Annotated in this window: 22 protein-coding genes; 7 read left to right on the top strand and 15 right to left on the bottom strand. The window is 65.3% G+C overall.

Annotated elements, in window-relative coordinates; translation table 11 throughout:
- Positions 1–18: 18 nt before the first annotated feature.
- Complete coding sequence (locus L630_RS0111415; protein WP_024848387.1) at positions 19–1599, bottom strand: tannase/feruloyl esterase family alpha/beta hydrolase; 1581 nt, start codon at positions 1597–1599, stop codon at positions 19–21.
- A 655-nt stretch (positions 1600–2254) separates the two neighbouring features.
- Here L630_RS0111415 and L630_RS0111420 point away from each other — a divergent pair.
- Genes L630_RS0111420 through L630_RS0111440 form a run of 5 tightly spaced genes read left to right on the top strand, consistent with a single transcriptional unit; the run spans position 2255 to position 7246 of the window.
- Positions 2255–3118 (top strand): ABC transporter substrate-binding protein, encoded by an 864-nt coding sequence (locus L630_RS0111420; RefSeq protein ID WP_024848388.1) that lies wholly within the window; start codon positions 2255–2257, stop codon positions 3116–3118.
- A gap of 15 nt (positions 3119–3133) precedes the next feature.
- Positions 3134–3838 (top strand): amino acid ABC transporter permease, encoded by a 705-nt coding sequence (locus L630_RS0111425; protein WP_024848389.1) that lies wholly within the window; start codon positions 3134–3136, stop codon positions 3836–3838.
- Between the two features lie 25 nt (positions 3839–3863).
- A complete protein-coding gene (locus L630_RS0111430) occupies positions 3864–4961 on the top strand; it encodes a hypothetical protein (RefSeq protein WP_024848390.1) in 1098 nt (365 codons plus the stop codon).
- Between the two features lie 4 nt (positions 4962–4965).
- Positions 4966–6459: an amino acid ABC transporter permease/ATP-binding protein gene (locus tag L630_RS0111435; protein ID WP_024848391.1), complete on the top strand. Its 1494-nt coding sequence runs from the start codon at positions 4966–4968 to the stop codon at positions 6457–6459.
- Between the two features lie 25 nt (positions 6460–6484).
- Positions 6485–7246: an amino acid ABC transporter ATP-binding protein gene (locus L630_RS0111440; RefSeq protein WP_024848392.1), complete on the top strand. Its 762-nt coding sequence runs from the start codon at positions 6485–6487 to the stop codon at positions 7244–7246.
- Positions 7247–7253: 7 nt separating this feature from the next.
- Here L630_RS0111440 and L630_RS0111445 read toward each other — a convergent pair whose 3' ends face one another.
- The 14 genes from L630_RS0111445 to L630_RS0111510 all read right to left on the bottom strand — a co-directional run bounded on the left by L630_RS0111445 (position 7254) and on the right by L630_RS0111510 (position 22781).
- On the bottom strand, positions 7254–8600 hold the full coding sequence (locus L630_RS0111445; protein WP_024848393.1) for an HlyD family type I secretion periplasmic adaptor subunit: 1347 nt from the start codon (positions 8598–8600) through the stop codon (positions 7254–7256).
- 10 nt (positions 8601–8610) lie between these two features.
- The gene (locus L630_RS21355) at positions 8611–11055 is read right to left on the bottom strand and encodes a type I secretion system permease/ATPase (protein ID WP_024848394.1); all 2445 of its coding nucleotides are present in this window, start codon (positions 11053–11055) and stop codon (positions 8611–8613) included.
- A gap of 20 nt (positions 11056–11075) precedes the next feature.
- Complete coding sequence (locus tag L630_RS0111455; RefSeq protein WP_024848395.1) at positions 11076–13070, bottom strand: hypothetical protein; 1995 nt, start codon at positions 13068–13070, stop codon at positions 11076–11078.
- 122 nt (positions 13071–13192) lie between these two features.
- The gene (locus L630_RS0111460) at positions 13193–14917 is read right to left on the bottom strand and encodes a hypothetical protein (RefSeq protein WP_024848396.1); all 1725 of its coding nucleotides are present in this window, start codon (positions 14915–14917) and stop codon (positions 13193–13195) included.
- Positions 14918–15308: 391 nt separating this feature from the next.
- Complete coding sequence (locus L630_RS0111465) at positions 15309–15791, bottom strand: hypothetical protein (RefSeq protein WP_024848397.1); 483 nt, start codon at positions 15789–15791, stop codon at positions 15309–15311.
- Between the two features lie 5 nt (positions 15792–15796).
- Positions 15797–16558, bottom strand: a complete 762-nt coding sequence (locus L630_RS21360; RefSeq protein ID WP_186445295.1) for a LuxR C-terminal-related transcriptional regulator — start codon at positions 16556–16558, stop codon at positions 15797–15799.
- Positions 16559–16804: 246 nt separating this feature from the next.
- Positions 16805–17572, bottom strand: coding sequence for an ABC transporter ATP-binding protein (locus tag L630_RS0111475; RefSeq protein ID WP_144705880.1), 768 nt, complete (start codon positions 17570–17572; stop codon positions 16805–16807).
- Positions 17572–18411, bottom strand: a complete 840-nt coding sequence (locus tag L630_RS0111480) for an ABC transporter ATP-binding protein (protein ID WP_024848400.1) — start codon at positions 18409–18411, stop codon at positions 17572–17574. The genes L630_RS0111475 and L630_RS0111480 overlap by 1 nt, the downstream gene beginning before the upstream one ends.
- On the bottom strand, positions 18408–19340 hold the full coding sequence (nikC, locus tag L630_RS0111485) for a nickel transporter permease (RefSeq protein WP_024848401.1): 933 nt from the start codon (positions 19338–19340) through the stop codon (positions 18408–18410). Before nikC ends, L630_RS0111480 begins: the two co-directional genes overlap by 4 nt.
- Position 19341: 1 nt before the next feature.
- The gene (locus L630_RS0111490) at positions 19342–20316 is read right to left on the bottom strand and encodes an ABC transporter permease (RefSeq protein ID WP_245263715.1); all 975 of its coding nucleotides are present in this window, start codon (positions 20314–20316) and stop codon (positions 19342–19344) included.
- 96 nt (positions 20317–20412) lie between these two features.
- Positions 20413–22002 (bottom strand): ABC transporter substrate-binding protein, encoded by a 1590-nt coding sequence (locus tag L630_RS0111495; protein ID WP_210164328.1) that lies wholly within the window; start codon positions 22000–22002, stop codon positions 20413–20415.
- A gap of 157 nt (positions 22003–22159) precedes the next feature.
- On the bottom strand, positions 22160–22378 hold the full coding sequence (locus L630_RS0111500) for a hypothetical protein (RefSeq protein WP_024848404.1): 219 nt from the start codon (positions 22376–22378) through the stop codon (positions 22160–22162).
- Positions 22379–22398: 20 nt separating this feature from the next.
- On the bottom strand, positions 22399–22593 hold the full coding sequence (locus tag L630_RS0111505) for a hypothetical protein (RefSeq protein WP_024848405.1): 195 nt from the start codon (positions 22591–22593) through the stop codon (positions 22399–22401).
- A 2-nt stretch (positions 22594–22595) separates the two neighbouring features.
- Complete coding sequence (locus L630_RS0111510) at positions 22596–22781, bottom strand: hypothetical protein (protein WP_024848406.1); 186 nt, start codon at positions 22779–22781, stop codon at positions 22596–22598.
- Positions 22782–22890: 109 nt separating this feature from the next.
- Here L630_RS0111510 and L630_RS0111515 point away from each other — a divergent pair, with 109 nt between their 5' ends.
- Positions 22891–24177, top strand: coding sequence for an SDR family oxidoreductase (locus tag L630_RS0111515; RefSeq protein ID WP_024848407.1), 1287 nt, complete (start codon positions 22891–22893; stop codon positions 24175–24177).
- Positions 24177–24650: a DUF2269 domain-containing protein gene (locus L630_RS0111520; RefSeq protein WP_024848408.1), complete on the top strand. Its 474-nt coding sequence runs from the start codon at positions 24177–24179 to the stop codon at positions 24648–24650. Before L630_RS0111515 ends, L630_RS0111520 begins: the two co-directional genes overlap by 1 nt.

The raw sequence follows: 24650 nt of genomic DNA on the forward strand, positions 1-24650 counted from the left end.
GCCCCGGCCAAAGCTCACTTATTCAACGCATTTGAAGCTCGAGGCCGCGTTGACGTCGCCCGACTGGTATTGCGGCCAGGTCGGGTAGAGGCAGAGCGGGCGGGTGACCTCGCCGCTCTTCGACTGGTTGACGAGCTCGCCCGGCGCCTCGCCATTCTCGACCCACTTTTCCAGCGCGCTGAACAGGTCGGACTGGTTCGGCATGCCTTCCGGCCCGACGCCCGCATGGTTGATCGACGGGAAGATGTAGAAGCGGGCGAAGCTGTCGACCTTGTCCTTGCCGAGCTTCTCGTTAACGCGCTTCCAATAGGCGGCAACCTCGGCCGGCGGCACTTCCGAGGCACCGCCCGCATAGAGGATCATCTTCGCGCCCTTATCCGCGAGCGCCGACAGGTCAGGGTTGGTCGCATCAAGGATCTTCGACACCTCGAGGATGCGATCGCGCAGCGCCGGATCGTTGGGGTCGAAATCGAGCGAGTTGGCGTTGACGTCCTGCCGGATCATGAAGCGGTGGTAGCCGTCGCCGAGGCTGTAGACGTAACTGTCATTGCCGCCATTGTTGGGCGCCGGCACCGACGGCTGCGGCCGCGAGCCAGCGAAGCTGCCGTGCCACGAGACGTTGCCCCACGGATAGCCGGCATGCCCCGTCAGGCCGTTGGAGAGCTCATAGTCGAGCTTCACTGGCCGGGCGACATTATTAACAGCTTCGAGCTGCGCCTCGGTGAGGCAGCCTTCTTTTTTGTCGTCCGTGCACAAGAGCGTCGACAGGTCCGGCTGGCAGCCCTCGAAATTGGCGATCCAGTTGTCCTCCAGCCCGTCGAGCGGATCGCACTGGCGGTAGACTTCCTTCGTCACCACCTCGGCAAGTTCGGGCGAGACCCAGCCGGCGCCGCCATTCTTGTAGAAACCAGTCGACGACTGCAGGTGCGCCATCTTGAGGCCGGTGAGCGCCGCGACCGGATCGCCGACCAGGATGCCGTCATAGTCCTGCGGATGGTCCTGCGCGGCGACCATCGCCTCCTTGCCGCCCTGCGAGAAGCCGACGAAATATTTCAGCTTGGGCGCCGAGCCATAGTGCGTTTCGATGATCTTCATCGCCGCGACATAGGTCTCGTTGACCGAATAGCGGGCGTAGCGCTCGAAGGCCTCCTTGTTGAGCGCGAACGAGGCGCGGCGCGGGTCGAGATCAGGCCCGTAGGGCAGGTCGCTCGCATCGTGGCCGGAATCGCCCGAGAAGGTCGCATAGCCCTTGTGTGGAAATTCCTTTGCCGCCAGCTCGGTCTGCCAGCGCCCGCCCACCTGCGGCGGGATCACGCCGTTGAAGCCGCCGCCGCCGAACTGCACCGACTTGCCGTTCCACTCGACGGGAAGCACCACACGCATCTTGATCGGCCAGCCATCGGTTGTCTTCGGCGGCACTTCGGCCATCACCTCGCAATGGGCGGGCGCCGCCTCACTTGCCTCATTGAGCGAGGCCGACACGACCTTCACGCCGTCGAGCGTGGCCGACGGCAGTGCCTCGCACGCAACCTCCGCCGCGGCCGGAAACGCGGTCCCAGCCATGAGGACCCCGAGCAGCGTCACATAACGCGCTTTCATCAATCACTCTCCCTTTCCCTCCGTCGCCCCGCCTCCACGGGGATCGACTCAACCGGCACTGCCGGAAAGAGAAGGATAGGACTGATAAATAACATGTTCAACAGACGGACAAGTGATCCACACCTGCGCTGAGTCGGCCGTTTGCGAGCCCGGATTGATCTGCTCTCATGATGTGCCGCTCGCGGCGCCCCTCTGCACCATCCCCAGCTTTGCTGCCCCGATAACGCTGCGTCATGCTTCGCCGCCGAACTGCCATGCTTGACAAAATGCTCTGTAAGATATCACATGGAATATATAACACGCCGAGACACAAGAGCGTGGACGAGAACGAGGGGCACGAATGGAGAATCCGGGACAGAACCCGCAGCCTCCGCCGAAGCCGCTGCCGCGACTGGGCGAAGAGCATTTGACCTGACGAACCGCACCAGCCTGCCGGGCGTGCGCGCCAGCACCAGTGACTTCGCCGGTTGCGCGCCGCGCGACGCGCTGGCTTCCGGCGGCGGGTCCTGAGATTTCCGTGCAGGCGAGCGGCCAGGCGCATCCGGCCTGATGCCCACGCAGTGCCGTCCAACTCCGTCCAGCGCTGACCAAAAGATTCCGCGGCCCGTATCGGGACGCGGCGATACCTGAAGCTTTGAATAACAAGGGGAATAACATGAAGATGATTTTGACCGGCGCGCTCGCTGCGCTGATGAGCACGTCGGCAATGGCCGGCCCGCTGATGAGCACGTCGGCAATGGCCGGCCCGCTGATGAGCGAAGGCAAGATCGGCTTCGCAGCTGACTTTGCCGCCGCGCCCAACCAGTTCATCCGCACCGACGGCACGATGGACGGCCTCAACGTCGACATGTGCGGCGAGATCGGCAAGCGCCTCAACCTCGAGGTCGAGTGGACCAACCTCGCCTTCCCCGGCCTCGTTCCGGGCCTGCAGGCCGGGCGTTTCGACAGCCTCTGCACCGCGATCTTCATCAACCCCGAGCGCCTGCAGATCATGAACATGATCTCCTACGTGCAGTGGGGCGAGGGCCTGATGGTGTCGAATGGCAACCCGGCCGGCATCTCCTGCGAGGCGAAGATCGGCGTGCCCGAATCCTATGAGGCCTGCTTCGACGGCCTTGCCGGCAAGGCCGTGTCGGTCGCCGCTGGCGGCACCACCAACAAGAACCTCGTCGCCCAGAGCGAGCGCATGGTCGCCGCTGGCCTTGCCGCCATCGACATCCGCGCCTTCGACTCCAACTCCGAGGCAATTCAGGCCGCCGTCGCCGGCCAGGTCGACGCCGCTTACCTGAACGACCCGCAGGCCGCCTACTACATCAAGACCAGCAATGCGCCGTTCGAGATGGCCTTCACCGGCAACGCGGCCAACAAGCTCGCCATCACCACGATGAAGGACAATGTCGAGCTCGCCGAGATGATCGTGAAGGCGCTCGAGGAGATGAAGGCTGACGGCACCTACCTGCAGATCATCGAGAAGTGGGGCGTTGCCCCGGTCGACTCCTTCGTCCTCAACCCGAACTGAGCCTAAGCGGCATCGATGCATTTCTCGCTAGAGACATTCCTCCACTATCTGGTGCAGCCACGGTTTGCGACCGTGGCTGGCGTCACCCTGCTGGTTGCGATCGCCGCGCAGGCGATCGACACGGTGATCGGCCTGGGTCTGGCCCTGTGCGCGCTGTCGCGCTTTCGCGTGCTTCGCGCCTTCTCGGCCGCGTGGGTCTGGCTCTGGCGAGGAACGCCGCCGCTGGTGCAGCTTTTCCTGCTGTATTTCGGCCTGCCGCAGCTCGGCATTCGCCTCGGCGTGCTGGAGGCAGGCCTTATCGGCCTTGGCTGCTATTCCGGCGCCTACATGTCGGAGATCATCCGCGGCGCATTGCAGAGCGTGCCGTCGGACCAGATGCAGGCCGCCCGCGCCATGGGCATGAGCTGGCTCGGCGCCATGCTGCACGTGATGCTGCCGCAGTCGATCCGGCTGATACTGCCTGCCTTCGGCAACGAATTTTCGTCGATGATGCGCACGACCTCGATCCTGTCGGTGATCTCGTTCGGCGAGCTTTTGCGCGTCACCCGCCTTGCCATCAACGAAACCTACGCTGTCATCGAGCTCTACGCCGTGGCCGCCGTCTGGTACCTGCTGATGTATTCCGCATGGATCGTCGTGCAGCGCCAGCTCGAGCGCTACGCCGCCACCGGCAGCGTCAAACGCAATCTCACCGCCGACCCGGCGGGGAAGACGACCTGAACCAGCGACCACCGCGGAGACTTTCATGAAAACCGTAATTCTTTTCGGCGTCGGAGCCATGGGCGGCCGCTTGCTGCGCGTGCTCGAGAACGACTATCCGGGCATCGAGATCGTCGCCGCGGTCGACAACGATGCGGCCAAGACGGGCAAGACCCTCGCCGAGGTGACCGGCTTTGCGCGTTTCGGCGGCGTCAAGATCGCGGCCGACCTCGACAGCGCGCTGGCGGGTCTTGCTGCCAAGCCGGACGTTCTGGTCCACATGACCGAGTCCAAGCCGCACCTCATCAAGGAGCAGCTGCTCGCCGCGCTCAACGCCGGCCTCAACGTCGTCTCGGCCGCCGAGTCGATGTTCTATCCGGGCCTGCGCTATGCGGAGTTCACCGCCGAGCTCGACGCAGCCGCGAAGGCGAACGGCGTTTCGATCACCGGCACCGGCATCAACCCCGGCTTCTCCTATGACGTTCTGCCGCTGATCCTCGCGCGCGGCACCAGCGCCGTTACCCATGTCGAGATCTACCGCTGCATCGACGTCACCGGCACCGGCCCCGGCGACATCGAGCATGTCGGCTATGGCCTGACGCCCGAGGAGTTCAACAAGCGCATCGAAGACGGACGCGTCGAAGGCCATATGGGCGCGCCGGAGTCGCTGACCCGTCTTGCCGACTACCTCAACCTCGAGATCGACGAGATCACCGAGGCCTGGGACCTCGAGACCGCCGACTTCGACGTCGACAGCGGCGATCCGACCCTCGGCATCCTGCCCCCCGGCCGCGTCATCGGCATCACCCAGCGCGCCCGCGCGCTGTGCAAGGGCCAGGAAGTCATGCGCACGTCGCTGGCGATGTACTACCAGCCGGAAAAATTCAATCTCGTTGAGGAAGACCGCATCGAGATCGAAGGCGCGATGCCGGTGAAGATGTCGATCAAGCCGGCCATGCAGTCGCTGTTCGGCGCGGCCAACATCGTCGCCAACACGATCGTCCCGGTCGCCGACGCAGCGCCGGGCCTTCTGTCGCCGCTCGACCTGCCGACCGGCGGCACCGAGCGCGCAGCTTCCCGCTATGTCGTCGACAAGTCGCGCACGGCAAAGCCGGGCTACCTGCCTGTGACACGAAAGGGCTGATTTCGTGGCCTTCGACGCGGACGTATTCCTCAGCATCCTGCAGTCGCCTCTGCTGCTGAAGGCTGCATGGGTTACGGTGTGGGTGGCGGTTGTCGCCCAGGCCGTGGGCACGATCCTTGGCTTCGTGCTGGCGGGAATGCTCGCCGCGCCGAAGGTTTTGCGCTGGCCGGCGCTGGTTTACATCTGGGTGTTCAAGGGCACGCCCCTTCTCGCCCAGATCCTCTTCTTCTACTCGGCCCTGCCGCAGATGGGCATCACGCTCAGCCTGGTGGCAACGGGCCTGCTGGCGATGGGCCTCAATGAGGGCGCGCGCATGGCCGACATCGTGCGCGGCGGCCTGATGGCCGTCTCGCGCGACCAGCGCGAGGCCGGGCTTGCGCTCGGCCTCTACCCGTCGCAGATCTTCCGCAAGGTGGTGCTGCCGCAGGCGATGCGGGCGATCATCCCGCCGCACGGCAACAATTTCAGCTATATGATCAAGGCGACGTCGCTCTTGTCGGCGATCTCGTTCGCCGAACTGCTGCGCGTCTCGCAGCAGCTGGCCCAGTCGACCACGCGCGCGCTGGAAGTCTATCTCGTCGCCGCGATCTGGTACCTCGTCATCCTTACGATCTGGAACGTCATCCAGGGCCGCATCGAAAAGGCAGTGGCGCTGAAGACGTCGAGCGCCGTCACCGCCCCGCCCCCCATTGTCGAGCGCGAGGTCGTGCGCGCCGTGCCCGCTCCGGATGCGCCGTCCGTCCGCGAGCCGGTGATCGTCGCGAAGAACCTGAACCGCAGCTTCGGTCCGGTGAAGGGCCTCGACAATGTCTCGCTCGCCATCGGCAAGGGCGAGGTGGTCGTCATCCTCGGTCCGTCCGGCTCGGGCAAGAGCACGCTTCTGCGCGCGCTCAACTGGATCGAGCCGGCCGACACCGGCGACGTTCTGATCAACGGCGAGAGCCTGCCGTGGAAGGATGCCTCAGCACGCATTCGCCGCTCCGAGCGCGAACTGGACAAGCGCCGCCGCCGCCTCGGCATGGTGTTCCAGAGCTTTGCGCTGTTCCCGACCATGACGGCGCGCGGCAATGTCTCCTTCGGTCCCCGCAAGCTGCTTGGCGTGGCGAAGGCTGAAGCAAACCGCACCGCCGACGAACTGCTCGCCAAGGTTGGCCTCGCCGACAAGGCGAATTCCTATCCGATCGAGCTTTCGGGCGGCCAGCGCCAGCGCGTCGCGATTGCCCGCGCGCTCGCCATGAACCCCGACGCGCTTCTGTTCGACGAGCCGACTTCGGCGCTCGATCCGGAATCGATCGGCGGCGTGCTTGCCGTGATGGCCGACCTTGCAGGCCGCGGCATGACCATGGTGATCGTCACGCACGAGATCGGCTTTGCCAGCCGCATTGCCGACCGCATCGTCTACATGGAGCGTGGCCGCCTGCTGATGGATCTGCCGCGCGAAGAAGCCTTCAGCGACAGGGCGCCGGATTACTTCCGCGCCTTCATCGCCCGGTCTTAAGATTGGCGACGCCGAGGAGCCTGACATGAACTCCCAGAACGCACACCTCACCGCCATCGAGATCGAGGGCCTGTCGAAGTCCTACGGCAGTTTCGAGGTGCTCAAAAACATCAGCCTGTCCGTGAAGAAGGGCGAGAAGATCGTCATCTGCGGCCCGTCGGGCTCCGGCAAGTCGACGCTGATCCGCTGCATCAACCAGCTTGAAAGCCACGACCGCGGCCGCGTCGTCGTGCTCGGCACCGAGCTCGGCCACAAGCGCTCGCAGACCTACCAGATGCGCCGCAAGGTCGGCATGGTGTTCCAGCACTTCAACCTGTTCCCGCACCTGTCGGTGCTGGAAAACTGCACGATGGCGCCGATGCTGACGCACAAGGTGCCGAAGGCGGAGGCGGAAGAGACGGCGCGGAAATACCTCGACAAGGTCCGCATCCTCGAACAGGCGAGCAAGTATCCCGGCCAGCTTTCGGGCGGCCAGCAGCAGCGCGTCGCCATCGCCCGCGCGCTGTGCATGCGCCCGGAAGTGCTTCTATTCGACGAGCCGACCTCGGCGCTCGATCCCGAGATGGTCGGCGAGGTGCTGGACGTGATGGTGAACCTTGCCTCCGAAGGCATCACCATGCTGGTCGTCACCCACGAGATGGGATTTGCCCGCCGCGTTGCCGACCGCATCGTCTTCATGGACAAGGGTCAGATCGTCGAGGAAGCGGCGCCGGACAGCTTCTTCAGCAATCCGGCCAGCGATCGCGCGAAGAAATTCCTCGCCGAGATCCTCGACCACGCGGCGTGAGGATGGGCTACTTCTCCGTAAAGGCCCGCGACATGCTGTCGGTGATCGGCTTGACGAGGTAGCTGAAGAAGGTGCGCTCGGCGGTCTGGATCATGATCTCCGCCGGCATGCCGGGCATCGGCGAGAAGCCGGGGATTTTTGACAGTTCCTCGCCCGGCAGGCTGATGCGCGCGACATAGACTTCGCCGGGGCCGTTGGCGCGCTCGTCCTGCAGCGCATCGGCCGAGACATAGAACACCTCGCCTTCAAGCACCGGCGTCGTGCGCTGGTTGAGGGCGGTGAGCCGCACCGTCGCCTTCTGGCCGGTCGACACGCTGTCGATGTCGTTGCGTGGAATGTGCGCCTCGATGATCAGCGGCACGCCCGCCGGCAGGATTTCCATGATGCCCTTGCCGCTTTCGATGACGCCGCCCGGCGTGTGGTAGTGTAGGCGGATCACCGTGCCGGACACCGGGGCGTGGATGGTCGAGCGGCGCAGCACGCTTTCGGCCTCGCGCGACTGCTCACGCACCACCTCAAGCTCGCCCTGGATGTTCTGCAGCTGGTCGAGCGCGTCTTCCTTGTAGCGGTCCTGCGTGCCGATGATCTCCTGCTGCGCCTTCGCAAGCTGCGCGCCGGTCTCGGCGATCTCCGCCTCGAGCCGGCCGATCTCGCCTTGCGCCTCGGCGATCGCGCGCTGGATCGCGTTGACCTCGGTGGCGCGCAACAGGCCCTTGTCGAGCAGGACCTTCTTGCCCTTGTGCTCGTCGCGCAGGAGGGTGAGCTGTTCGATCATCGCCTCGCGCAGCCGCACATAACCCTGCATGCGGAACTCGAGCGACTTCACGTTCTGCTCCAGCAGCGACAGCTCGCTGCGGCGCTTCACGCGCGCGGCCTCGAAGTGCAGCTTCTGGCTCTCGTACATCGACGCGATGTCGGGATCGCCGGTCTGGATGTAGGGCCTGACGCCGAGGGGGATCTCGATCTCCTCGGCCTCGCGATACTGCGAGGTGAGCCGTGCCGAGATGATCTCCAGGCGGATGCGGCGCAGGAACAGCTCGCGCTCCTTGGCAAGCGCCGCCGTCTCGTCGAGCTTCACCAGCGGCTGGCCTTCCGTCACCTGGTCGCCTTCGTTGACCATCAGTTCCTTGATGATGCCGCCCTCGAAATGCTGGACGATCTTGTTCTGGCCGGTGGCGACGAACGAGCCTTGCGAGATCACGGCGGCGACGAGCGGCGCGGTCGCCGCCCAGACGCCGAAGCCGCCGAAGCTGAGGCCCAAGAGCGCCAGGCCAAAGATCGTGTGCGTGCGGATCGAGCGCGGCACCTCCCCGTACCACTGCAGGTCCTGGATCTTCGCAATGTCGGTCGACATGGGCAGTCTCCTACTGCAGCTGGTGGCCGAACGAGCCGCTCTCGATGCTGATGCCGCGCGAGGCAAGCGCGTTGAGCACGTCCTGCCTGCGCCCGAACAGCGCGACCGTGCCGTTGACGAGAAGCAGGATCTTGTCGACGCAGGCGAGCAGCGACGGGCGCTGGGTGATGGTGGCAACGGTGATGTTGTTGGCCTTGGCGTGCGCGAGCGCCCGCATCAGCGCCGCGTCACCCGCGCTGTCGAGGTTGGAGTTCGGCTCGTCGAGGATGACCATGCGCGGATTGCCGAAGAAGGCACGGGCGAGCGCGATGCGCTGCTTCTGGCCGCCGGAGAGCGGCGAGCCGTCGGCGGCAACCATCGTCTCGTAGCCGTGCGGCAGGTTCGCGATCATCTCGTGCACGTCCGCCAGCATCGCCGCCTCGTAGATCTGCTCGTCGGTCGCGTCCTCGCGCATGCGGGCGATGTTGGCCTTGATGGTGCCGGGGAAGAGCTGCACGTCCTGCGGCAGATAGCCGATGTTCTCGCCGAACTGGCGCTGGTCCCAGTTGCGCAGGTCCATGAGGTCGAGGCGCACGCTGCCCGAGGTCGGCAGGATGGAGCCCACCAGCATCTTGCCGAGCGTCGTCTTGCCGGCGCCGGAATTGCCGATGATCGCCAGCGAGTCGCCCGGCTGCAGCGAGAAGGAGATGCCGTTGAGCACGACGCGCTTGGTGCCCTGCGGCACGTAGAGCAGGCGCTCGACGTCGAGCCGGCCTTCCGGACGCGGAAGCTGCAGCCGCTCGAAATTGAGCGGCGAAGTCTTCAGGAGCGCCGTGATGCGGCCATAGGCGGCGCGCGACTGGATGAACTGGTTCCAGCCTTCGATCGCGCCCTCGATCGGCGCCAGCGCGCGGCCGGCGATGATCGAGGCGGCGATCACCATGCCGCCGGTCATCTGCCCTTCGATGGCGAGATACGCGCCCCAGCCGAGCATCGCCACCTGGCAGAGCAGGCGCGCGCCCTTGGACATCGCGGTGAAGATGATGTTGCGATCCTGCGCGATAACCTGCGCCTTGAGCGAGCCGGCGGTGTCCTTGCCCCAGATCTGCACGGCTTCGGGGATCATCGCCAGCGCGTTGATGATCTGCGAGTTGCGCGACATGGAGTCGAGGTGAAGGTTCGCCTTCGACTGGAACACGTTCGCATCGCCGAAGGGCGCCGCCGTCGCGCGCTGGTTGATCAGCGTGATGACCAGCAGCGCAAGGCCGGTCACCACGACCAGCCAGCCGAGATGCGGGTGGATCAGGAACACGGCGAGGACGAAGATCGGCGCGATCGGCGCGTCGAGGAACGACAGCAGCGTGCGCGAGACCAGGAAGGAGCGGACCTGCTGCAGGTCGCCGAGCGTCTGGTATTCGCGGCCGTTGCTGTGCAGCGAAGCCCGGGCGGCGGCGCTGAGGATCGGCGCGCCGAGCTGCGCCGCGACCTCGACCGCCGTGCGCATCAGGATGAAGCGGCGCACCGCGTCGAATACCGACTGCAGGATCACCGCGCCGACGATGACGATGGTGAGCATGATCAGCGTGTCGAGCGAGCGGCTGGTCAGCACGCGGTCGGATATCTGGAACAGATAGATCGGGATCGCCAGCACCAGCGCATTCGACGCCACGGTGAAGATCATGACGATCAGCAGGTTCTTGCGCACCGCGTCGAGCCCGGCGCGCAGGCTCGCGTTGAAGTCGATCGGGCCGAGGCGCTTGTGGAAGGTGCCCTTGCCGCCGCCCGATCCGCCGCCACCGCTGTTGGCCGGCGCATTGTCGCCGGGCCGCTGGGTGCTGGCCATGATTGGCCCGACCTCGGCATCGATGGTCTTCATACCTTGCGGCGCGCGCGACGGCGAAGGCTGCGGCGCCTCGCTTTTCATCTCGATGTCGGCTTTTGCAGCCTCCTGCCCGTTCCCGGCCGCTTCCACCGGACCAACGGGTTCCGCTGCCGCGGAAGGTGCAGCCGCCGCGGCTATCTCCGGCTGTGCCGCCGATGGAGTTTCGCTGGCATTCGCCGCCGCGGCGGGCGTCTGGGAGGACGCCGCCTCGTCAGCAGTACCGCCGACGGCGGCAGCCATCGCAGCAGGCTGGCCCGCCTGAACGCTGTCCGCCGTCGCCGTTTCCGCCTTCGAGGGTTTTCTGCCTTCGATTTCCGCGATCACCTCTTCGATGATGTCTTCTTCGTCCGGCTCTTCCGGCTCCTGCCTGCGCGTCAGCGAGGCCGCCTTGAAGCACTCGTCGACCGCGTGGTCGATGCTGCGGAACGATTTACGGATAGCCGCCTGCCGCGCCTTCAGGAGACTGGCGAGCTGGCGCACGTCATGGTGCAGGTGGCGGCGGCGCGGCGCCGGCTCGTGAGCAGGCGGATTGTCCTCCGCACAAGGCTCAATGTGATGAACCGGATCTGCCGGGTCGGTGCGATCCTCGGACATGGCTGTTTCCTCCGGGCTCGCTAGCCGAGCATGGCCTGCAATCCGTCGCCGCCAGGCGCCTCATTGTCGGGCTGGTAGTAGGCCGGGATGTCATCGGGTCCGTCGTCGATGGAATCGTCGAGGAAGGCCACCGCCTCGTTGACCAGCGCGTCGGGATCCTGCGCCCAGAATTCCGGCTTGTCGGAGATCAGCTCGGCCTGCACCAGCATCGCCTGCGAATACTGCTCGCCGCCGACATGGATGTTGCCGAGCGAGTCGAGGTCGACGATCGCGGCGTGGTTGAGAAGCGCGTTGCCGCCGGTGGTGATGGTCCACTCGGCATCGGCGCGCGGGGTGAATTCGTTCATCGCCAGCGCGATCTGGTCGCTGTCGCCGACGATACTGGTCTGCCTGATGTAGTTGAGGTTGATGAGGTCGCCCTCGATGTAGAGGACGCGCAGCGCCTCGTTGCCGGCCAGCGCCGGATCGCTGAGCACGCCGGAGGGAAGCACCTCCTTGCCCGCGGCAAGGTTGTCGGCCAGCTCCTGATAATGGGCCGGCATGTCGCCATAGTCGCCCGAGACGCTGTAGATCAGCGCCTCGTTCCACAACAGGTTGCCGCTCGTCGACACCGAGCCTTCGCCGGTGGTCTGGAAGCCGTTGACCGCGCCGATCAGGTCGTTGTCGTAGAGGACGTTGAGCTGCTGGATGATGTTGGCGTCGTACCACGAGCCGCCGATGACGATGATGTCGTAGGCATAGGCCAGCTCCATGATCGAGATGGTGTTCACGGCGAGGTTGTCGCCGGCAATGATCTCGGTGGTCACGCCCGAGGACGAGACGATGCCGACGTCGTTGTCGCTCTGGAAGATGTACTGGTCGAGCCAGTTGACGATCAGAAGATCGCCGGTGATCTCGGTGACGATCCAGTAGGACGGAAAGTCCGGCGAGCCGGACAAGTGCGCGCCGTCGTTGTTGTCGAGCGGATTGGTGTGCTTGAAGGTCGCGATGTTGAAGAACTGGTTGGTGGCGTCGTCCACCGACCAGTTGGTGATCGTCGGGCTCAGCGTATCCTCGTCGCAGATCGCGTTGATCTGGATGACCGCGTCGAGCTGAAAATAGTCGCCGGCGACCACGGTCACCGTGCCGCCGGTCCAGATGTTGGTCAGCACCGCATCGTTGACGACGGTGTTGCCGCCAGCCGAAATCGAGACCGACGCCTCGATCTGCATGTGCCCGTCATAGGTGATCTTCACATTCTTGATCGGCTTATGCTCGGGCGAGCCTTCCTCCGCCTCTTCCGGGTCGAAGCTGTGGTAGTCGTCGATGTTCGGCGCTTCCGTCACCAGCTTGCCGTTGACGTAGATGCCGTCGAGCGTCTTACCGCTGAAGACGTGGATCTCGGCGGGCCCGTCCGTGTCGGGCGTATAGTTCTCGAGCTCCTCGGCAACGCTGGTGATGAAGTCCTTGATCGCCTCCGCGCCACTCGGCATCTCATGGCTGCCGATCGGGGAAATGCTGAGCGCCTCAAGCGCCAGGTTGATGAGGTCGCCATTGTCGATCGGCTGCGGCGAGAATTTCAGCCCGTGGCCGCCAACGCCGAAGTAGTCGTTGTCCGAAAGATAGATGTTCTGGACGATGTAGCTGGCGACGGAGCCGGGGGGATCGATTTCAGGAAGGGTGATGTTGATGTTCATGCCGCTCCCGGGTTCCGGGGACGGCCCTTGCGGATGCCCGAAGGGGTATTGCCCGGGGGCCTGCATCTTGAAGTACTTGTACTTCAGCGGCAGCCACGGGGACACCTCTTCGAGCGACCAGCCAGGCGGGGCGTAGCGCATGCCGGGGTCGTAGCCCAGAAGGGTGTGCGGCGCGGCGAAATCTGAAGCTGGCGCCTCGGGAAGCTCAGGATTGGAAGGAACAGCGGGCAGGGGGTTGAACTCATGATAGGCATCGCGCAGGCGCGCCTGTTCCACCGTTATGTTGAACATGCCGATGAAGTGGGCGATCTCTTCCGAGATCCGGTCCATGCCGGTCATGATACGCAACCTCCCCGATCACTCGTTTGGTTACTCGACTTTCGCTGGAAGGGCTGCGCGGGGCCCGCGCAGCCCGGTACTGGAAGCGGCTTCGCCAGAGGCTAAACCGCGAAAAGTCCTGATCAGACGGTATCGTCGCCTGCGACGGTGCTCGTCAGGTCGCCGCCGACCACGGTCATGTCGACCGCGTTCTGCTGCAGGTTCGCGCCCATCACGATGTCCTGGTTGAAGGCGCTGGTATTGATGATGCCGTCTGCCGAGGCGGTGCTGGTTCCGGTTACGAAGCCGTCATCGCCATTGTTGGAGCCCCACGTTCCGCCGTCGCCGCCATAGCCGCCGGCACCGGTGTAGGCATAGCCGCCATTGCCGCCATTGCCGCCCGCGCCGCCATAGGCATCACCGGCGAAGCCGTCGCCGCCCGTGCCGTCGGCCCACGCGCCGCTCAGGGCTTCCCCGCCGGTCCCGCCTTCCGCCAATGCGGCACCGCCAGTGCCAGCGCCACCTGTTGCAGCGCCGCTGGTTGCCGCCCCGCCAGTACCCGCGCCGCCAGCAGCGCCTGCGCCGCCCGTGCCGGTACCTGTGCCGGAGCCGCTGCCGCTGCCGCTTGCGGACGCCGGCGCATAGCCACCGGTGCCGCCCGCGCCGCCGTCACCAGCTGCCCCGCCTGCGCCGCCCGCACCGCCAGCTCCACCGGTGCCGCCCATGCCGGCCGGAGCGTTGCCGCCATCGCCGCCGCGGCCGGAATTGCCGCCGGTCGCGGTGTCGGTCGTGGTCGGGTCGGACTGGTAGGCAAGAAGAGCTGCCGCGATACCGAGCGCGCCGGCATCGCCCGCATCACCGGAGCTTCCGCCCGCGCCGGCATCGCCGGAGCTGCCGCCGTTGGCGTCGCCGCCGTCATCGCCGCGCGCGCCGTCGCCGCCTGTCGGGCTGCCGCCGTCGCCGCCGCCAGCAGCAAACGCCGCCGCCGCGCCGAGACCGAAGCCGGCGCCAAGCCCAAGGCCGAAGCCATCGCCGCCGTTTCCGCCGCGACCGCCGTCGCCATAGCCGCCGTTTGCCGTGCCGGAGTCGCCGTAACCGCCGTCGCCATAACCGCCGGTCGCATCGCCACCTTCGCCGGTGCCGCCGGTCGCCGCGCTGCTGGCGCTGCCGCCATTGCCCTCACCGCCATACGCCTCGCCGCCCCAGGCGTTGCCGCCATCTGCGCCGTCGCCGCCATTGGCATCGGCATATCCGCCGCCGCCGCCACCGCCGCCGCCGGCCGCGATGCCGTCACCGGCCTTGGCGAAGCCGCCGCTGGCCGTCAGGTCCTGCGTGAACGGGCCGGTGTTCTCGACCGTCGCATTCTCCAGCGTGTCATTGTCCTGGAGATTGGCGTTCTGGCTGATGACGTTGCCGACATCATTGCCCTGGCCATTCAGCGAATTGCTGAGTACGTCGTTGAACTTGACGTTGAACATGCCGTTGATTTCGCTGTCGGTCATGTCGATGTCGGCGAAATCGTCGTCGGAGGGCTCGTAGCCCTCGAGGCCGACGTCAACATTCACGTCCACCGTCGTGGCGTTCAGGTTGGCGTTGAAATTGGCATTGCCGTTGAAGTTGGCGTTGCCATTGCCGTTCAGGTTACCGTTTCCATTGAGGTTACCGTTGAGGTTCTCGCTGTACTGGGCTTGTTCCTGGCCCTGTCCCTGCGCCTGCAGACCGAGCTGGGCCTGCCCCTGTCCCTGAAGCTGGGCCTGAAGTTCGGCCTGTGCCTGCGCCTGGTCCTGATCCTGACCCTGGTCCTGATTTTGGGTCTGGTTGCTGTTGTCGTTCGGGTCGTACCTGTCCTTGCCGTTCTTGCGTGACATGGTTCTGTCCTCGCTCTGGAACCGCACAGGCTTGACCGCCATTCATCTCCGTGGGGCCTTCACCGTGCGGATGTTGAACATCAAGAGGTGATGTGACGGGGTCTTGAGCGCGCAACGACGCGATCATCCACCCCTCATTCGGGCGTGGCTGCTGATGGATGTTCCTCCCTGATCTTTTTCTTTGCGGGCGGATTTCGACGGCGGGGGCTGTTTAAAAAGATTGCGACTGGAGGTCGTGCCAGGTGCCGTCTTACCCGTCCTGAGCGCCGTGCAGTGTGTCCCGGACGATGGAAACGGATAAGCCGACAGTTAGGTCTAGTAGCTTGGTAGCTGCCCGGACGATCAGGTCTTCAATCCAACGGTCAGGATCTTCTACCGCTCGTAGCCTAAATCAGGTCGGGAAGCCGAATTTCTCGGTGATCTGCCAGAACAGCCGGTTGATCCCGACGAGCTCGGCGATGCTGGCGCGGATGCGCGCGACCTCGTCATCGTCGAGCGCCTCGATCTTGCCGTAGCGGATTTCGTCCTTGGTATCGACGATGCGCAAGAGCTGGGTCATGCCCTTGCCGCTGTCGGGATCGAAGGAATAGATGCAATGGTTGAACTTGTTGCGCAGCTTGGCCTCTTCCGAGAGGCGGCGCGTGGCGTCCAGCACCGCCGCGCGGCAGTCTGCCGGCGTCGACTGCATCTTGGCCAGCCGCTCTACGAGGTCGATGCGCGCGCGCGGCGTGTTCAGCGTCAGGAAGATGACGACGGCCGTTTCCTTGTCCACCCGCGCCAGCCCGGCGATCATGTGAATGAGCAGGCTTTCGGTGTTGGTCCAGGTGTAATTGAGCTGGCCGACGAGGAGCAGGACGTCCTGGAACTTCGGCATGTGTGTCAGGCTGAAAGCGGCGGCGCGTCGCTGCCGCCGTCGAGCCGTGCCGCAATCGCACGCGCCGTGGCCCCGTTGGCGCGCTCGAGATAGAGCACGGCCGCCTCGGTGCGGTTGTGCACGCCGAGCTTGGTGATGATGTTGTGGATGTGCAGCTTCACCGTGTGCTCGGACAGGCCGAGATCGGCGGCGATGATCTTGTTCTGCTGGCCGCGCGCGACGCGGGATAAAATGCCGAGCTCGCGGACGGTAAGGTCGAGCATAGCCACCTCGTGCCCTGGCGGCGCATTGGGCATAGCCGGCGGTATGTTTGGCGCAGGTGCCGGATGCACCGCCGCCACCTCGTCAATACGAACGACGGGCCGCGCCGCCTTGAAAAGACTGCCCGGAAAGCATTCGCCGCCGCGCAAGAGGATGCGCAGGATCGACAACAGCACGTCGAGATTGACGTTGAGCGGCAGGATGCCCCGCACCATGCCGGTGTCGATCTCGTGCAGCTGGCTGGCGAGGTAGCGAACGTCCTCGTCGATCAGGATGGCGAAATGCGCGGCCGGATGATGGCGCGCGATCTCGGGATGCAGGGCGGTCAGCTCCGCCATCTGGCGGAAATCGACGACGATCAGCTGCGCCTCGGCATCGAAGCCGGCGAGAAGGAGCCGCAGATCCGGGACACACTGTACAGTGAGCCAGGAGAACTCGCGCTCGATGGCGGCTTCGACGGCACTGGAGATGACGCCATGGCTGGAGACGAAAATCAGGGTCCGCAAAGCGGTACCCGCGGCCGGCGTCATCCGCACCCCTGCGCTCTTTCCCGCCGCACTCTCTCTCCCTGAATAAGGCATCGCAGATATCTTTCTGCTTATGCTCTAGCTCGGCGTGATCAGCATCGCCGAAGCTATCCTCCTCATTTACCTTAAAAAATAAACGCTCCGACCGGAATAGAACGAACGATCTATGTAACGATAAGTGATCTAGTTGAAGTTGATGAGCGCAGAAGCCTTGTAGCTCCTTCGTTAGGTGGAAGCAGGTGCCGTCCCCCGCCTGAAGCCGCGCGTCGCCTGGATGAGTTCGCGGGTGTAGGGCGACTGCGGCTCGCCCCGGCGCAGCGTTTCGGCGTCGGTTAGCTCGATCATCTCGCCGTTGCGCATGACGAGAAGCCTTCGGCAAAGATGCGTGACCACTGCAAGATCGTGGCTGACCAGCACGTAGGTCAGCCCGCGTTCGGCGCGCAGGCGCTCGAGCAGGTTGAGGATTTCCGCCTGCACCGAGGCGTCGAGCGCGGAGGTCGGCTCGTCGAGAAGCACCACCTTCGGGTTCAGGATCAGCGCGCGGGCGATCGCGACGCGCTGGCGCTGGCCGCCCGACAGCTGGTGCGGATAGCGGAAGCGGTAGCCGGGACCAAGACCGACCTCCTCAAGCGCCGCGACGATGCGGCGGTCCTGGTCGCGCAGGCCATGGATCGACAGCGGCTCCGAGAGGATACGGTCGACGGTCTGGCGCGGATGGAGCGAACCGTACGGATCCTGGAACACCATCTGCACGGTCGCATAGAATTTCTGGTCGCGCGGCGTCTTCACGGGCGCGCCCGCAATCGCGATCGAGCCGCGTGCGACGGGCGCGAGGCCACAGATCGCCCGCAGCACCGTCGATTTGCCGGAGCCGGACTCGCCGACAAGGCCGAATGCCTCGCCTTCCTCGACCTCAAGCGAGAAATTCTTCACCGCCTCGACACGCAGGCGCCCGGTGCCGAAGACGATCGAAAGATCACGGATGTCGATCATCATTTCGCCCACTCCGGATCGCGCTCCAGCGTCGGCAGCGGGTGCGACGAGCCGCTGATCGACGGCAGGCAGTTCATCAGCCCGCGCGTGTAGGGATGCTGCGCGGAGGAAAGATCGCCCGAGGCGAGCTCCTCCATCACCTTGCCGCCATACATGACCAACACCCGGTCGCAGAAGGACGAGACGAGCCGCAGGTCATGGCTGATGAAGATCAGCCCCATGCCGCGCTCGGCGACCAGCCCGTCGAGGATGCGCAACACTTCCTGCTGTACGGTCACGTCCAGCGCCGAGGTCGGCTCGTCGGCGATGAGGAAATCGGGGTCGGTGATCAGCATCATCGCGATCATCACCCGCTGGCCCATGCCGCCCGACACCTCGTGCGGGTAGAGCGAAAACACGCGCTCGGGGTCGCGCAGCCGCACGGCCTCCAGCATGGCAAGCGCCTTTTCCCGCGCCTCCCTTTTGCCGGCGCGGGCGTGGGCGAGATAGGTTTCCACCATCTGCTTGCCGATCGTCATGACCGGATTGAGCGAGTATTTCGGGTCCTGCATCACCATCGCCATGCGCCCGCCGCGCAGCGAGCGCAGCGTGCGGCGCGAGGCTTTCAGCAGGTCGATGCCGTCGAAGGTGAGGCGCCTAGCAGTCACTTCGCCCGGCGGCGGGGTGAGGCCAAGCAGCGCGCGCGCCGTCTGCGACTTGCCGGAACCGGACTCGCCGACGATGCCGAGCCGCTCGCGCCCGAGCGAGAACGACACGCCCCGCACGGCCTCGACCGTGCCGGTGCGAAGATGGAAGCGGACCCTGAGGTCCTCGACTTCGAGAAGCGGCGCGCCGGTCATTTTTCCGCCTTCGGGTCGAGCACGTCGCGCAGGCCGTCGCCGAGCAGGTTGAAGCCGAGCGAGACGACGAAGATGGCGATGCCGGGCATGGTCGCAACCCACCAATAGTCGATGATGAACTGGCGGCCCGAGGCGATCATCGCGCCCCACTCCGGCGTCGGCGGCTGCGCGCCGAGGCCGAGGAAGCCGAGGCCGGCGGCCGTCAGGATGATGCCGGCCATGTCGAGCGTGACGCGAATGATCACCGAGGGCACGCAGAGCGGCATGATGTGGCGGGTGATGATGCGGAAAGGCGAGGCGCCCTGCAGGCGCACCGCCACCACGAAGTCGCTGTTGCGGATCGTCAGCGTCTCGGCGCGGGCAATGCGCGCGTAGGGCGGCCACGAGGTGATCGCGATCGCGATGATCGCGTTGACGATGCCGGGCCCGAGCGCGGCGACGAAGGCGAGCGCGAGGATCAGGCGCGGGAAGGCGAGGAAGATGTCGGTGATGCGCATCAGCACAGCGTCGATCCAGCCGCCCATGTAGCCGGAGACGGTCCCGATCAGGAGCCCGACGGGCATGGCGATAACCGTCACGAGCATCACGACCATCAGCGTGAGCCGCGAGCCGTGGACGAGGCGCGAGTAGATGTCGCGCGCCTGGTTGTCGGTGCCGAGCCAGTGCGCGGCGCTTGGCGGCTGCAGGCGCTCGGTGCGAAGGTCGCCACCGACCGTGGGCGAATGGGTGGCGAGCTGGTCGGCAAAGATCGCAACGATAATGAGAACGAGGACAATGAAGAGGCCGAACATCGCAAGCGGGTTGCGCGAGAACGCGACCCACGAGCGGTAGGCATTGCCAAGCCGCGCCTGTGCGCGCGAGCGCGGCTCGCTGGTGGTCAGCCATTCGCGCAGGCTGCTCTTGCCGGAAGGTGCCGCAAGCTCTGCCATCTCAGCGCGTCCTCGGGTCGAACAGGCGGTAGAGAAGGTCGGAGAAGGTGTTGACTGCAACGAAGACGATGCCGATTACCAGCGTGCCGCCGAGCACCGCATTCATGTCAGCATTCTGCAGCGAATTGGTGATGTAGCGGCCAAGGCCGGGCCAGGCGAACACCGTCTCGGTCAGCACCGAGCCCTCGAGCAGGTGGGCGTAGGAGAGCGCGATCACCGTGATCAGCGGCACGGCGGCATTGCGCAGCGCGTGGCCCCAGATGATGCGGGTTTCGGAAAGACCCTTCACGCGGGCGGTGGTGACGTACTCCTGCGACAGCTCGTTGAGCATGAAGGAGCGGGTCATGCGGCTGATATAGGCGAGCGAATAGTAGCCGAGCAGCGCCGACGGCAGCGCGATGTGCGAGATGGCGTTGCGGAAGACGGCCCAGTCGCCGGCAAGCGCCGCATCGACCAGCACCATGCCGGTCACGGGCGTCAGCATGTATTCGTAGGTGACGTCGAGGCGTCCCGGCCCCGCCACCCAGCCGAGCTTGGAATAAAACACCAGCAGGCCGAGAAGCCCGAGCCAGAAGATCGGCGCGGAGTAGCCGACAAGGCCGATGACGCGCACGAAATGGTCGGCGAACTTGCCGCGCTTGACCGCGGCGGCCACGCCGAGCGGAACGCCGAAGATGGTGCCGAGCAGGGTGCCGAGCGTCGCAAGCTCAAGCGTGGCCGGGAAGTAGCGCACGACATCCTCGACCACCGGGCGCGAGGTGAGGATCGAATTGCCGAAGTCGGCGCGGAAAACATTGCCGATATAGATCGCGAACTGGTGCCAGAGCGGCAGGTCCAGCCCCATTTCCTCGCGCACGCGGGCATAGACATGCGCCGGCGCGCGGTCGCCGACCACGGCAAGCACCGGATCGACTGGCACGATGCGGCCGATGAAGAAGGTGACTGCCAGCAGGCCGAACAGGGTGATCGCCAGCATCAGCAGGAATCGGCCGGCCGCAACCGCGAACGTCAGGAGAGCGCGTGAACGCTCTCCCGGCGTGGTGTCATTGACGGCATCGGTCATCAGGCGGGATCAGTCCTTTCGGGCCAGGCCGAACTGGTTGGCGTCAAAGGAAGGTCCGATGATGAAGCCGCTGACATTGTCGCGCATCGCCGCGACCTCGATTTCCTGGAACATGATCACGTAGGGACCGGTCTCCATGACCTCGCGCTGCATTTCCTCATACATTGCGGCGCGCTTTTCCGGATCCTGTTCGAGGACGGCGGCGCGGGTCTTCTTGGTCAGCTCCGGAATGTCCCAGGCGTTGCGCCAGGCGAGCGGCTTGGCGGACGCGCCGTCGGAGTTGTCAGGGTTCGCCGCGAACGCGTCGGCATTGGTGTTCGGGTCCTGATAGTCCGGGCCCCAGCGGCCAATGTAGATGTCATGCTCGCGGGCGCGGTACTTGGTCAGCGTCTGCGCGCCGTCGCCCGGGATCAGTTCGAGCTTGACGCCGGCCTGCGCGAAGGTCTGCTGGATCGCCTCGCCCATGCCGGTGATGTCCGGCGTATTGCGGGTATCCATCGTCACCGAGAAGCCATCCGGAAGGCCCGCCTTGGCAAGCAGCTCCTTGGCCTTCTCCGGATCGAGCTGGAACGGCGTGTCGTTGACCGCGCCGAGGAAGCCCTTCGGCAGGAACGCCTGGTGCACCTGCACCTGGCCGGCCATGATCGTGTCGGCAATCGCCTGGTAGTCGACCAGGTACTTGAGCGCCTGGCGCACTTCCGGCTTGGCGAGCGTCTCGTTCTTCTGGTTGAGCCCGAGATAGTAGATGCCGCCCTTGTCGCCGGTCTCGATCTTGATGCCCTGCGCTTCCTTCAGCGCCGCGATTTCCTCGGGGCCGAGATTTCGGGCAATGTCGATGTCGCCGCGCTCGAGCATCAGGCGCTGGGTCGAGCTTTCCGGCACGTGCTGGTAGATGACGCGCGCAAGCGGCGCCTTCTCGCCGGCGTAGTTCTCGTTGCGCTCCAGCACGACCGCCTCGTTCGGGCGCCACTGGCGCAGCGCGAACGGGCCGGAGCCGGCATAGTTGCGCTTCAGCCATTCATAGCCGAGGTCGCCGTTCGCCTCGTTCTCCAGCACCAGCTTCTTGTCGACGACGGACGCCACCGTCGAGGTCAGGCAGTAGAGCACGAAGGTCGGCGCATAGGCCTGGTCCATCTCGAAGGTGAACTCGTAGTCGCCGGTCTGGACGATCTTCTGTTCGACATTGTCGGCGGTGAAGCCGAACTGGGTGAGGATGAAGGCAGGCGACTTGTCGAGCTTGACCGCGCGCTGCAGCGAGAACACCACATCCTCGGCGGTGAGGTCGTTGCCGGAGGCAAACTTGCTGCCCTGGCGGATCTTGAAGGTGATGGTCTTGCCGTCCTGCGACACTTCCCAGGACTCGGCAACCACGCCGAACAGCTTCGAGACATCCTTGAGGTCATAGCCGATCAGGCGCTCGTAGGTGTTGCCCATCATCTCGGCGGCCGAGAATTCGAACACCTCCGCCGGATCGAGCGTGATGATGTCGTCGAACTGCCACGCCATCACAAGTGTATCTGGCGGAGTTTCTGCCTTGGCGGGAGCAAATGTCAGCGCGAACATTGCGCTGGCGGCAATAAGCGTCGCCACTCTCTTCATCATAAGTTCCCTCTGTTTTTAGTTATCTCTTGCCGGAGGCTGGGGTCAATCATGGCCTCACTTTTCAATGCTTGTCCAGCGGGTAGAAGGAACGCGGCCCCGACACATGCAGGATGCCCCGGGGCCGGGAGTGGCGACTATCGGAATGCGGCGGGTGCTAGTCCTCCGGAAGCCGGTTGCCGGCATGATCCTGGCGCTGCTCGTTGCGGATCTGCGCACCGTCCAGGCCCCGCTCGTCATTGTGCTGCGCCTTGTCGCGATTGGAGAGGATGTCGTTCTCGCCAACGAGGTCGCGCGGAAGCTCCGAGTTGGCGCCGCTGCCGTCGCCCTTGCCCTGCGCGCCCGCGCCGATCTTCTTCTTGCTTGCATTGGCCATGATGATCTCCTTCGCGCCGGTCAGCCGCCCTTCTGCCGCGGATTGTGGGTGTGGTGGCTGTCCTTCTCGCCTCCGCCGCCCGAAACTTTGCTGGTGCGGCGTTCGTCACTGTCGGCGGGTGGCTTGTTGATCTCGAGCGGCGCCTTGGCGTTTTCGTGCGAGGCGCCGGGGCCGCCCTGGCGGATGGTGTTGGGATGCTTGGTCGAGGTGGACATGTTCAACGATCCTGCTGATGGCCCTGATGGGTGGTGTTGACCTTCGAGTTGCCCTGCTGGCCCTGCCGGTCAGGGTTGTCGGCGCCGTGGGTGCCATGCTGCCGCGTATCGGCTGCAACAGTGCGGTGTTCGCCCGGGCCTTTCGTGCTCTGGTTCTTGCCGGGGACTGGCGGCATCTTGCTGGACATTGGAATCTCCCTTTCTGGTTGGAACCCAACCGTCCTGTCCGTGCGATGTTCCCGGAACAACGCAGTTCCACTGGGGTTCGGCAGCAGTGTTGATCGTGCGGGAGTGAGCATGAAGATCCTGGTGAACGGCGCCGCGGGCCTGATCGGCAGCGCGGTCTGCGCGCGGCTGGCGCGCGACGGCCACGACGTCGTCGCGGCGGTGAGACATGAAGGCGACCGCCGGCCGCCGGGCTCAACCGCCGTCGTCGTCGCCGAGATGGGCAGCACTCTGGCGGGCCGCTGGGCCGAGCTGCTTCAGGGCGTGGACGTCGTCGTCAATTGCGCCGGCACTTTTCAGGACAGCGCCCGCGACAGCACCAGCGCCGTACACGTCACAGGCGCCGACCAGCTGTTTTCGGCCTGCGAAGACGTCGGCGTGCGGCGCGTCATCCATTTCTCCGCGATCGGCGTCGACAGGGAAACACCATCCGCATTTTCCGCGACCAAGCGGGAGGGCGACGAGAACCTCAAGCGGCGCAATCTCGACTGGGTGATCCTGCGGCCATCGGTGGTGCTCGGCCGCGGCGTTTACGGCGCGAGCGCGCTGTTTCGCGGCCTTGCCGCCCTGCCGCGGCTGCCCTTGATGCAGGGCACCGGCGAGCTGCAGGTCGTGCAGCTCGATGACGTCGCCGAAACCGTGGCGCGGCTGGTGGCGCAGGACGCACCGGCGAAGCAGGAAATCGAACTCGTCGGGCCGGAGCGCCTGTCTTTCGCAGGCGTCATAGCCGAATACCGCCGCTGGCTCGGCTGGAAGCCGGCCAGAACCTTCGCCGCGCCGCGCTTTCTCGAAACCTTGCTCTACAAGCTGGGCGATGCGGCTGGCTGGCTCGGCTGGCGTCCGGCGGTGCGCTCGACCGCTTCGCGCGAGATTGGCCGCGGCGCCGTCGGCGACGGCACTGCCTGGCGCAACGCAACCGGCATTGAACCCGTTTCGCTGCGCGCGGCGCTCGCCGCCCAGCCTGCGACGGTGCAGGAGCGCTGGTTCGCGCGGCTCTTCCTGCTCAAGCCCGTCATCTTCGTGGTGCTCGCGGCGTTCTGGCTGGCAACCGGCATCATCTCGCTCACGGTGGGCTACGACATCGGCGTCGGGCTGATGCTGGCGGGCGGCGCCGGGATCCTTGCCGGCCCGAGCGTCGTTGCCGGCGCGCTTGCCGACATCGTCATCGGGCTATCGATCAGTTTCAGGCGCACGACGCGGCTTGGCCTTTGGGGGGCAATCCTTCTGTCGCTGTTCTACGCGGTCGCCGGTACGCTCATCCTGCCGGAGCTTTGGAAGGAACCGCTCGGACCGCTCCTCAAGATCTGGCCGATCCTCGTGCTCCATTTCGTGGCACTCGGGATTCTGGAGGAGCGCTGATGCTTTATTTCTTCCTGAAATTCCTGCACATCATCGGCGCCGCGGTGCTGCTCGGCACCGGGGCGGGTATTGCCTTCTTCATGCTGGTCGCCCACCGCACGGGCAATCCGCCGGTCATTGCCGGTGTTGCCCGTATCGTCGTGATCGCCGACTTCCTGTTTACGGCCACGGCCGTGGTCGTTCAGCCGATCACCGGCCTCCTCCTCGTCTGGCACCTCGGCTACTGGCTCACCGACCACTGGATCATCCTGTCGATCGCCCTCTACATCATCACCGGCATGTTCTGGCTGCCGGTGGTCTGGATGCAGATGGAGATGCGGCGCCTGGCGGAAGCTGCCGTCGCCTCGGGCTCCCCGCTTCCCGAGCGCTACCATTTCCTGTTCAGGCTGTGGTTTGCCTTCGGCTTCCCCGCCTTCGCCGCCGTGCTGGGCATCTTCTGGCTGATGATCCAGCGCCCGGCGGAGATCTGGTGA

The organism is Aminobacter sp. J41 (assembly GCF_000526635.1).
Classification (GTDB): Bacteria; Pseudomonadota; Alphaproteobacteria; order Rhizobiales; family Rhizobiaceae; genus Aerobium.

Excerpts from the sequence above, each read along its gene's own strand:
- L630_RS0111415 (WP_024848387.1), bottom strand. The coding sequence starts at position 1,599 with ATGAAAGCGCGTTATGTGACGCTGCTCGGGGTCCTCATGGCTGGGACC.
- L630_RS0111420 (WP_024848388.1), top strand. The coding sequence starts at position 2,255 with ATGAAGATGATTTTGACCGGCGCGCTCGCTGCGCTGATGAGCACGTCG.
- L630_RS0111425 (WP_024848389.1), top strand. The coding sequence starts at position 3,134 with ATGCATTTCTCGCTAGAGACATTCCTCCACTATCTGGTGCAGCCACGG.
- L630_RS0111430 (WP_024848390.1), top strand. The coding sequence starts at position 3,864 with ATGAAAACCGTAATTCTTTTCGGCGTCGGAGCCATGGGCGGCCGCTTG.
- L630_RS0111440 (WP_024848392.1), top strand. The coding sequence starts at position 6,485 with ATGAACTCCCAGAACGCACACCTCACCGCCATCGAGATCGAGGGCCTG.
- L630_RS0111445 (WP_024848393.1), bottom strand. The coding sequence starts at position 8,600 with ATGTCGACCGACATTGCGAAGATCCAGGACCTGCAGTGGTACGGGGAG.
- L630_RS21355 (WP_024848394.1), bottom strand. The coding sequence starts at position 11,055 with ATGTCCGAGGATCGCACCGACCCGGCAGATCCGGTTCATCACATTGAG.
- L630_RS0111455 (WP_024848395.1), bottom strand. The coding sequence starts at position 13,070 with ATGACCGGCATGGACCGGATCTCGGAAGAGATCGCCCACTTCATCGGC.
- L630_RS0111460 (WP_024848396.1), bottom strand. The coding sequence starts at position 14,917 with ATGTCACGCAAGAACGGCAAGGACAGGTACGACCCGAACGACAACAGC.
- L630_RS0111465 (WP_024848397.1), bottom strand. The coding sequence starts at position 15,791 with ATGCCGAAGTTCCAGGACGTCCTGCTCCTCGTCGGCCAGCTCAATTAC.
- L630_RS0111475 (WP_144705880.1), bottom strand. The coding sequence starts at position 17,572 with ATGATCGACATCCGTGATCTTTCGATCGTCTTCGGCACCGGGCGCCTG.
- L630_RS0111480 (WP_024848400.1), bottom strand. The coding sequence starts at position 18,411 with ATGACCGGCGCGCCGCTTCTCGAAGTCGAGGACCTCAGGGTCCGCTTC.
- nikC (WP_024848401.1), bottom strand. The coding sequence starts at position 19,340 with ATGGCAGAGCTTGCGGCACCTTCCGGCAAGAGCAGCCTGCGCGAATGG.
- L630_RS0111490 (WP_245263715.1), bottom strand. The coding sequence starts at position 20,316 with ATGCTGGCGATCACCCTGTTCGGCCTGCTGGCAGTCACCTTCTTCATC.
- L630_RS0111495 (WP_210164328.1), bottom strand. The coding sequence starts at position 22,002 with ATGAAGAGAGTGGCGACGCTTATTGCCGCCAGCGCAATGTTCGCGCTG.
- L630_RS0111500 (WP_024848404.1), bottom strand. The coding sequence starts at position 22,378 with ATGGCCAATGCAAGCAAGAAGAAGATCGGCGCGGGCGCGCAGGGCAAG.
- L630_RS0111505 (WP_024848405.1), bottom strand. The coding sequence starts at position 22,593 with ATGTCCACCTCGACCAAGCATCCCAACACCATCCGCCAGGGCGGCCCC.
- L630_RS0111510 (WP_024848406.1), bottom strand. The coding sequence starts at position 22,781 with ATGTCCAGCAAGATGCCGCCAGTCCCCGGCAAGAACCAGAGCACGAAA.
- L630_RS0111515 (WP_024848407.1), top strand. The coding sequence starts at position 22,891 with ATGAAGATCCTGGTGAACGGCGCCGCGGGCCTGATCGGCAGCGCGGTC.
- L630_RS0111520 (WP_024848408.1), top strand. The coding sequence starts at position 24,177 with ATGCTTTATTTCTTCCTGAAATTCCTGCACATCATCGGCGCCGCGGTG.